General features: G+C 71.2%; 8 protein-coding genes and 1 pseudogene. 4 read left to right on the forward strand and 5 right to left on the reverse strand.

Annotated features, from left to right (window positions below):
• Positions 1 to 73: 73 nt before the first annotated feature.
• The 4 genes from AB0J08_RS40515 to AB0J08_RS40530 all read right to left on the reverse strand — a co-directional run bounded on the left by AB0J08_RS40515 (position 74) and on the right by AB0J08_RS40530 (position 4,638).
• On the reverse strand, positions 74 to 700 hold the full coding sequence (locus tag AB0J08_RS40515; protein ID WP_360644858.1) for a hypothetical protein: 627 nt from the start codon (positions 698 to 700) through the stop codon (positions 74 to 76).
• A 295-nt stretch (positions 701 to 995) separates the two neighbouring features.
• A complete protein-coding gene (locus tag AB0J08_RS40520) occupies positions 996 to 2,633 on the reverse strand; it encodes an oleate hydratase (protein ID WP_360644861.1) in 1,638 nt (545 codons plus the stop codon).
• A 257-nt stretch (positions 2,634 to 2,890) separates the two neighbouring features.
• The gene (locus tag AB0J08_RS40525) at positions 2,891 to 3,712 is read right to left on the reverse strand and encodes an ABC transporter permease subunit (protein ID WP_360644864.1); all 822 of its coding nucleotides are present in this window, start codon (positions 3,710 to 3,712) and stop codon (positions 2,891 to 2,893) included.
• The gene (locus tag AB0J08_RS40530) at positions 3,709 to 4,638 is read right to left on the reverse strand and encodes an ABC transporter ATP-binding protein (RefSeq protein WP_360644867.1); all 930 of its coding nucleotides are present in this window, start codon (positions 4,636 to 4,638) and stop codon (positions 3,709 to 3,711) included. The genes AB0J08_RS40525 and AB0J08_RS40530 overlap by 4 nt, the downstream gene beginning before the upstream one ends.
• 321 nt (positions 4,639 to 4,959) lie before the next feature.
• Between AB0J08_RS40530 and AB0J08_RS40535 the strand changes: the two genes are divergently transcribed.
• The 4 genes and pseudogenes from AB0J08_RS40535 to AB0J08_RS40550 all read left to right on the forward strand — a co-directional run bounded on the left by AB0J08_RS40535 (position 4,960) and on the right by AB0J08_RS40550 (position 7,192).
• Positions 4,960 to 5,424: a universal stress protein gene (locus AB0J08_RS40535; RefSeq protein WP_360644870.1), complete on the forward strand. Its 465-nt coding sequence runs from the start codon at positions 4,960 to 4,962 to the stop codon at positions 5,422 to 5,424.
• A 60-nt stretch (positions 5,425 to 5,484) separates the two neighbouring features.
• Positions 5,485 to 6,204, forward strand: a complete 720-nt coding sequence (locus AB0J08_RS40540; RefSeq protein ID WP_360644873.1) for a CBS domain-containing protein — start codon at positions 5,485 to 5,487, stop codon at positions 6,202 to 6,204.
• Between the two features lie 79 nt (positions 6,205 to 6,283).
• Positions 6,284 to 6,448, forward strand: a pseudogene (locus tag AB0J08_RS40545) (MerR family transcriptional regulator); the annotation flags it as partial.
• A gap of 261 nt (positions 6,449 to 6,709) precedes the next feature.
• Positions 6,710 to 7,192 carry a hypothetical protein gene (locus AB0J08_RS40550; RefSeq protein WP_360644876.1) on the forward strand — a complete coding sequence of 161 codons (483 nt, stop codon included), beginning with the start codon at positions 6,710 to 6,712 and terminating at the stop codon, positions 7,190 to 7,192.
• Here AB0J08_RS40550 and AB0J08_RS40555 read toward each other — a convergent pair.
• Positions 7,158 to 7,819, reverse strand: a 662-nt coding sequence (locus AB0J08_RS40555; protein ID WP_360644878.1) for an IS5 family transposase, incomplete at its 5' end; no start/stop codon positions are given. The two genes, AB0J08_RS40550 and AB0J08_RS40555, sit on opposite strands and share 35 nt — an antisense overlap.

Here is a 7,819-nt window from a genome sequence, read left to right on the forward strand (position 1 = left end):
GAGACCACCGCGGTCGACCTGCTGAAGCAGATGGTGGAGGCCGACCGGGGCGGAGCTGGTGGAGGAGCGGCGGTCAGCGCAGCCAGGAATGGTCGCGGACGATCGGCAGGGCGGCCCAGCGGCGGCCCAGGCCCCAGGTGTCGCCGGCTCCGGTGGCGGCCAGCGCGATCAGGAGCAGGGCGTAGACGAGGTGGTAGTCGGCGACGGGGTTGCTGGAGCCGCTGGCAGCGCCGTTGGCGAGGTGCTGGGCGGGCGGCCATTCGGCGGCCCACATCAGGGCCAGCAGGAGGGTGCCGGCGGTGGCGGTGACGCGCAGTGCGATGCCGCCGACGAGGGCGAGGCCGATGCCGAGCAGGCCGAGCATGAAGAGCCAGTCGGCCCAGGCCTGGCCCGCCATGTGGTGGAAGGTCGACTGGAGGGGGCCGGCGGAGACGTGGGAGAGGAAGCCCTTCGTGGGGGAGCCGCCGTTGACCCAGGAGTTCGAGCTCTTGGTGGCGTAGCCCCAGCCGAAGGCCTTGTCGAGGAAGGCCCAGAGGAAGACGAAGCCGAGGACGGCCCGTGCCGCCGCGAGTGCCCGGGCGGCGGTTGCCGTTGTCGCGACCGGGCGGACGGCATCCTTTGCGGGGCGGGAGACGGCGTGCCGGAGCCTGCTGCCGAAGGCGGCCGACGGTCGGTGGGAGGGTGCGTGGTGAACGGCCATGATGGCTTTCTCCTTCGTGAAGTCCCTTGCGGAGCTGGGGAGTTGCGGTGTCCCCACTCTGGCGTTGCCGGTGCTGGGAGAGTATGGGCTGAAGGTCCCGGTCGGCGGGCCCGTTGGTGCCGGTTTCGCGCCCTGCGCGGGGCGCGGTCGGGGAGGGCCGGAATCATGTCTCGCGCGGACGCCCTGACGGCCGGTCGGTCGTTCTCGTGTCGGGACACGACCTGCGGAGCGGCCGTACGGCCGATCCCCAGACGCCGTGGTGCGCCTGCGGATCGGCCGTACGGTCCGTGTCGGGCTACTTGCGGTGCATGGTCTCCAGCGCCTGTGCGAGGACGTGCGGGTCGTGCTGGCCCTTGTAGACGGCCGGCGGCTGCTTCTCCAGTCCCAGGAGCTCGGCGACGGCGGTCCAGGCGGTGCGCACCGAGTACTCCACGGTGAAGACGACGTCGTCGGGGACCTCGGCGAACTGGCCGATGAAAGCCAGGTTGGTGGAGCCCTTGGGTACCACCCGCGGCCGGTCGCCGTGCTTGCGGACCAGGAACTGGCTGGTGATGTAGGGCATCAGGCAGGGGATCACGGTGGAGGTCGCCAGGACTCGCTCCGCGGTCGCCTCGTCGGCGCCGAGGTGGTGCAGGACCTCCTGGAGGATCTCCTCGCCGCTGCACTCGGACATCGGCTTCTTGACGAAGTCGCCGGGGCGGTCGGGGAACAGGCCGTAGCCCCACCACACCGAGACACCCTCCGGCTGCTGCTGGTAAACGGGCTGACGGTTGATCACGGTCGTGAGCAGCCAGTTCGAGTCGGTGAGGGTCAGCAGCCCGCCGCGGCCGGTGGCGCGGCCGGTGAACTTCTCCATCCAGTCCAGGAAGGCCGGGTCCTTGGCGGTGACGGTGAACGACTCCCAGGTGGAGTCCTTGACGCTGTGGTCGAAGGCCGAGGGGTTTCCGAAGTCCTCGCGGCCGCGGGCGAGGCGGTGCCACAGCAGCCAGGAGCCGGGGCTGCGGGAGGTGTGCGGACCTTCGGGCGCCGCGGTGTGGGAGCCGAGGCTGGAGTCGGCGGTCATCGACCCGTTGGTCACGAACACCAGGTCCTGCGGCTCCACCAGGATGGAGGCGCGGGCGCCGGTGAAGTGGATCCGCTCGACTGTGGTGCCGTCGCCGGGCTTCAGCGCGAGGTCGGCGACCCGGCAGCCGGTGTGGAGGGTGACACCGCGTTCGAGGAGCCAGGCCGTCAGCGGGCGCACGATCGAGTCGTACTGGTTGTAGCGGGTGCGGTAGATACCCGACATGGTCTCGAAGGTCGGGAAGAGGTGGACGAAGCGCTTGAGGTAGCGCTGGAACTCGATCGCGCTGTGCCACGGTTCGAAGGCGAAGGTGGTGCACCACATGTACCAGAAGTCGGTGGTGAAGAAGTCCTCGCTGAAGCAGTCGGTGATCCGCTTGTCGTCCAGCATCCGTTCGGGCGTGGCCAGGCATTTGACCAGCTCCAGCCGGTGGCGTTCGGTGAAGCCCATCGCGTGGCCGTCGACGATCCGGCCGCCGTCCTTGACCAGGCGGGCGGCGTCGTCCCAGGGCGACTCCTCGTGGGAGTCGAAGGTGTCCTGGGTGACCGACTTCTCCGGGTCGTCCAGGGAGGGGATCCCGGCCAGCAGGTCGTAGGTGCAGCGGAACTGTGCCTCGAACATCCGGCCGCCGCGCATCGTGTAGCCCGTGCTGGGGGTTCCGCCGGCGTCCAGGCTGCCGCCGATCTCTTCCTGCTCCTCGAACAGGTGGATGTCGCCGCCGTCGAAGCCGCCGTCGCGGATGAGGAACGCCGCCGCGGACAGCGAGGCGATGCCGCTGCCGACCAGGTACGCCTTGGCCATGTCAGACTCCCGAAATCTCGTTCTCCGGCAACCGGACCGGTGCCGTCCCCGCTGGTGGGGCCGGAACACAGCCTTGCCCTTCGCAGGTGCGCGGGCCTTGGGCCGTTGGTCTCTGAAAGGGGAGCGACCGTCCCGATGTCGTGGGCCGGTCGACCTGCTCGCCTGGTGGCGCCGTCGACGCGTGTCCGGGGGCAGGAACGCCTGACACCGCTGGGGGAGGGGCCGTCGCCTGCCGGGACCTCCGGCGCGGCGTGGCCCGATGGTCCTCTCTCGACGTGCGGCGGCCCGCAGCGCGAGGGTACGGCGGGCCGCCGCAGGCCGGTGGTTCAGGGAGCGAGGTCGCGCCGGGCCAGCAGCGCGCCGGCCGTGCCCAGCCCGAGCACGCCGACCGCCAGGAGAACGCTGAGCGGGCCGGCCGCGAGTGTGCCGTGGGCGAGGGCGTCGCCCGGCGTGTAGTAGTGGAACGGACTCAGGTAGCGCAGGGGTGCCGCTGGTTTCCAGGCCATCGCGACGAAGTTGAGCGCGAACCCCACGGCGCCGAGGGCGATAGTGGCTCCGATCACCGGTGCCCGCCGTCGTACCGCGACGGAGACCGCCATGGCCGGACCGGTCAGGCAGAGTGCGAACGCGCACCCCATCGCGCCGGCCGCGAACACCCCGGAGAGCGAGACATGGTGCCGGAGCGTCGGCGAGAGCGCGATGCCCGCTGCCATGGTCACGGTGGCGGCCGCGTTGAGGGCGAGCAGGGCCACCAGGACGGCCGCGGTCCGTTCGGCGAGCAGCCGGGCCCGGGAGACCGGGCGAACCATCAGCAGTTCGATGGTGCCCGCCTCCACCTCGCTCGCGACGGCCGCCGCCACAAGCGAGCCGATGGCGGTGAGCTGCATCGCGATCCAGAACGGGTGCACCAGACCGGCGCCGAGCAGCCCCGGATCGCTGGCGATGGACACATCGCCGGTCGAGCCCGAGAACGCCTTCATCGAGTCCGGGACGGAGCCGCCGATGCTACCGAACAGCTGCTCCGGTGGGATCTCCCGGGCGACGACGACGATCAGCGCCTCGAAGACCGCCATGCCCAGCGCGAGGAGCGCCAGCATGCGGCGCCGACGGTGCAGGGCCAGCCAGAAGAGCGGGAACCGGGTCCTCATGAGCGTGCCTCCACTGCTTCGACGGGCCTGCGGTACAGGTCGAGGAAGGCTTCGTCCAGCCCGGCCTCCTCCACCGACAGGTCCCTGACCGGCAGGGCCGCCAACAGCTCGCGCAGTGCGCCCACCAACTCGTCCGGTGGGACCAGGAACCGGACTTCGTTGCCCTGCCACTGCGGTGACCAGCCGTCGGCCCGCCCCAGCGCGCGGGCGCCGAGCCGGTCCGCGAGGACCAGCCGGACCCGCCGGGCCCGCGCCTCGCGCAGCGCCGCCACCGCCTCGACGGTGACCAGGCGCCCGCCGCGCACGATCGCCACCCGCCCGCAGGCCCGCTGCACCTCCGGCACCACATGGCTGGAGAGCAGTACGGTGCGGCCCGCCGCGGACAGCTCGGAGAGAAGGCTGAAGAAGGTCTCCTGGACCAGCGGGTCGAGCCCCTCGGTCGGTTCGTCCAGCACCAGCAGCTCGGGATCGTGTTGCAGCGCTTGGACCAGACCCAGCTTCTGCTTCATGCCGCGGGAGTACTCCCGCACCGGACGAGCCAGATCGGTGCCGGTCAGCCCCAGGCGCTCGCACAGCTCGGCGCGCCGGAGTGTGGGCCGGCCCTGAAGATCGCCGAGCAGGCGCAGGGTCTGTGCGCCGGTCAGCTCCGGGTACAGGCGCAGCTCCCCGGGCAGGTATCCCAGGCGGGGGGCCAGTTCGCGGTGGCCGGCGATCGGGTCAAGCCCCAGGACGCGCACCCGGCCGCCGCTGGGGCGCAGCAGGCCGACCAGGCAGCGGATGGTGGTCGTCTTGCCGGCGCCGTTGGGACCGAGGAAGCCGAACACCTCGCCCGCCCGTACCGTGAGATCGAGTCGGTCGATGCCGGTCCGGCGGCCGTAGGACTTGGTCAGCGCGTCCAGCTCGATGGCCGGCGCGGTGTCGTTCATCTGATTACCTCCAGGGTCCTCGCCGAGCGCTGCCCGGGCAGCGGTGCTCCCGGCCTGCACCTTGTCGCAGTCATCGGCACGTCGTCGCTCACTGCACCGCACAAGCGACTCCGTGAGTAGGGCCGCATGGGACCAGCGGTATGGGGCGCAGCGGCCCTTTCAGCGGTTCTGTCCTGGTCCGGCACTCGTGCGCGGGCCGCTCGATCCGGCGCCAGGTGCTCGGGAGGACTGAACGTCCCGGGGCACGGGGACCCGATGGCCCTTCGCCGCCGCCACGGCGCGGGCCAGGCTGGGATCACTCGACGGACCTGAGAGGCAGGCATGAGCACGGAGACAAGTGCGGACACGGACAGGGGAGTTGACCAGCAGCGCCGGATCGTGGTGGGTGTCGACGGCTCCCCGTCCTCGCTGGAGGCTCTGCGGTGGGCCGTTGAGCAGGCCCGGCTCTGGGACGCCGCTGTGGATGCGGTGATTACCTGGGAGTACCCCACCTCGTTCGGCTGGGCCGCACCGGAGCCGGTGGACTCGCAGTACGGCGCGATCGCCGAAAAGGTGCTCTCCGAGAGCATCGCCGAACTGGCCGACACCGATCGGCCGGTCGATATCCACCAGCGCGTCCTGCTGGGAAACGCCGCGCAGGGCCTGCTGGACGCCGCCCGCCGTGCGGACCTGCTGGTGGTCGGGAGCCGGGGGTACGGCGGCTTCGCGAGGGCGCTGCTGGGCTCGGCCAGCCAGCAGTGCGTCCAGCACGCGCCGTGCCCGGTGGTCGTCGTGCGCCACAAGTAGATCAACTGAACGAGTCGTGCACCCGACCCGCTTCACCCCAAGAGAGAGCAGAGTCTGATGATGCATCACCGGATTGTGGGAGAACTGATGACCCGGGCCGTCGTGTCCGTGCGGCCCGAGACGGGATTCAAGGACATCGCCCGCCTGCTGGCCGAACACGACATCACCTCCGTCCCAGTCCTGGACAACGAGGACCGCCCGCTGGGCCTGGTCTCCGAGGCCGACCTGCTGCTCTCCGAAGCAGCCCAGGAGGACCCGGCCGGACTGCTTCTCACCCCGCGCCTCGACGCCGCGGCCCAGGCCAAGAGCCGAGCCACCGCCGCCGAGGGGCTGATGACCTGCCCGGCGGTCTGCGCACGCCCGGAGTGGACGGCGGTGGAGGCGGCCCGGCTGATGGACCGCAAGCACCTCAAGCGGCTGCCTGTGGTCGACGAGGCCGGCCGACTGGTCGGCATCGTCAGCCGCAGCGACTTGCTGCGGGTCTTCCTCCGCCGCGACCAGGCGATCCGCGAGGAGCTCTGCGGAGAGGTCCTGGACCGTACTCTGGGCATCGCGCCGGGAGCCGTCTTCGTCAAGGTCACCGATGGCGAGGTCACCCTCGTCGGCACCGTCGAGCACCGCAGCCTGCTCCCAGTCGTCGAACGGCTCTGCCGATCGGTGGACGGCGTGATCGCGGTGACCAGCACCCTCGACTACCGGACCGACGACACCCCAGCCGGCCAGAAGCAGGGCCCGGCCGACAGCGAACGCCCTGTCGCGCACCACGGGAGCCGTGCTTGACGAGGTAACGAAGCCGAGTGCTGTCCCCATCGAAGGGTGGACTGCTATGGCGCTGAGGGGCCATCAGGCGTCCTCAGCGCTCAGCCCGCTACGGTCCGAAGGCGGCCACCGCCGCTTTTCCCGCTACCGGCTGCGCCTCGCGATGCGTGCCCGCGACCTCGTCGACCAGGGCACCCCCATCGACGTCGCCTGCCGCATCATCATCCTCGAGGACCAGCTCGAAGAAGCACTGCGCATCAACTAACAACTCCGCCGCACCGGCAACACTCCCCGCACACCGCCGCCGACACCTGACCAGCCGGCCCACCTGACCAGCCGGCCCACCGGCCCGGCTCCCGGTCCGCGGTGAGCACACACTCACCGCCGACCGTCCGGCGCCCCCGCCGGGCCGCACGATGCAGGCGTGCGTCTGTGCCCGCCAGCCTCTGGCGGCGGGTCAGGCGTAGTGCTGTTGCCGCGGTGGCAGAGACGGGGTGTCGTGTCGTCTCTTCGGTGGAGGTGCCGGATGCCGTCGGTGATGGGGCTGCTGGAGGAGCGCGAACGCTCCGCCCGGCAGCGTGTGGAAGCCCTTCAGGCCGAGCTGCAGGAAGCGGAGGCCGTGTGGGAGCGCTTCGTGATCGCCCGTGAGACGGTGGCCGAGGTGTTGGCCCTTCCTCGCGGCGGCGAAGAAGGGCCGTCGGTCGTGGCGGCCGATGAGGGGCCGGAGCAGGTCGCCGCAGCGGTGCCCGGTTCCGTGGTGCCGCAATGGCGTGAAGGACTCGCCCCGGCAGTACTGGCGCCGGACTACCGGCGGCTCGTGGAGGTCCTGGCTGCGAGCAGGGAGGAGATGGACTGTCGGCAGCTCGCGGCGGCGCTCGGGCTGGAGCCGGTTCCGGCGAAGGTGGAGGGAGTGCGGTCGAAGGCCAAGCGGCTGGCCGCGCGGGGCTGGCTCGTCGAGGAACGGCCGGGGATGTTCAGCCTGCTCGCCGGGCGAGCCGGCGGCTCATGACCATGGTCATCGACCACCGGATCATCGCTTCGGAGGTGTCGGTGCGGGTCTCGTAGTCGCGGGCCAGGCGGCGTGAGTGCATCAGCCACGCGAACGTCCGTTCCACCAGCCACCTTTTCGGCAGCACCACGAAGCCCGTCGCGTCATCCGTCCGCTTGACCACGGTCAGCGCGATCCGCAGCACGTCACGGGCGAGGTCGACCAGGCGTCCGGTGTAGCCGCCGTCGGCCCACACCAGCGAGATGCGCCAGTGCCGCATCCGCAGCCGCTCCAGGAGCGTCCGGCCGGCCTCGCGGTCGGTGACGGATGCGGCGGTGACCATCACGGCCAGCAGCAGCCCGAGGGTGTCCACGACGATGTGCCTCTTGCGGCCGTTCACCTTCTTCCCGCCGTCGAACCCCCGGCTCGTGGCCGGCACCGACGCGGCCCCTTTCACCGACTGCGCGTCGATGATCCCGGCGGTCGGCTCCGGATCACGACCCGCCGCCTTGCGGACCCGGTCGCGCAGCCGGTCGTGGAACTCGCCGACCAGGCCCTTGTCCCGCCAGCGCCGGAAGAAGGCGTAGACGCGGTCCCAGGCGGGGAAGTCCGCGGGCACCGCCCTCCAGGCGATGCCGCCCGCGACCA

This window comes from Kitasatospora sp. NPDC050463, from assembly GCF_040655255.1.
In the GTDB taxonomy this organism is placed as follows: domain Bacteria; phylum Actinomycetota; class Actinomycetes; order Streptomycetales; family Streptomycetaceae; genus Kitasatospora.

Bases quoted from the DNA above. Each gene is read 5' to 3' on its own strand.
- AB0J08_RS40515 (WP_360644858.1), bottom strand. From the start codon at position 700: ATGGCCGTTCACCACGCACCCTCCCACCGACCGTCGGCCGCCTTCGGC.
- AB0J08_RS40530 (WP_360644867.1), bottom strand. From the start codon at position 4,638: ATGAACGACACCGCGCCGGCCATCGAGCTGGACGCGCTGACCAAGTCC.
- AB0J08_RS40540 (WP_360644873.1), top strand. From the start codon at position 5,485: ATGCATCACCGGATTGTGGGAGAACTGATGACCCGGGCCGTCGTGTCC.
- AB0J08_RS40550 (WP_360644876.1), top strand. From the start codon at position 6,710: ATGCCGTCGGTGATGGGGCTGCTGGAGGAGCGCGAACGCTCCGCCCGG.
- AB0J08_RS40535 (WP_360644870.1), top strand. From the start codon at position 4,960: ATGAGCACGGAGACAAGTGCGGACACGGACAGGGGAGTTGACCAGCAG.
- AB0J08_RS40525 (WP_360644864.1), bottom strand. From the start codon at position 3,712: ATGAGGACCCGGTTCCCGCTCTTCTGGCTGGCCCTGCACCGTCGGCGC.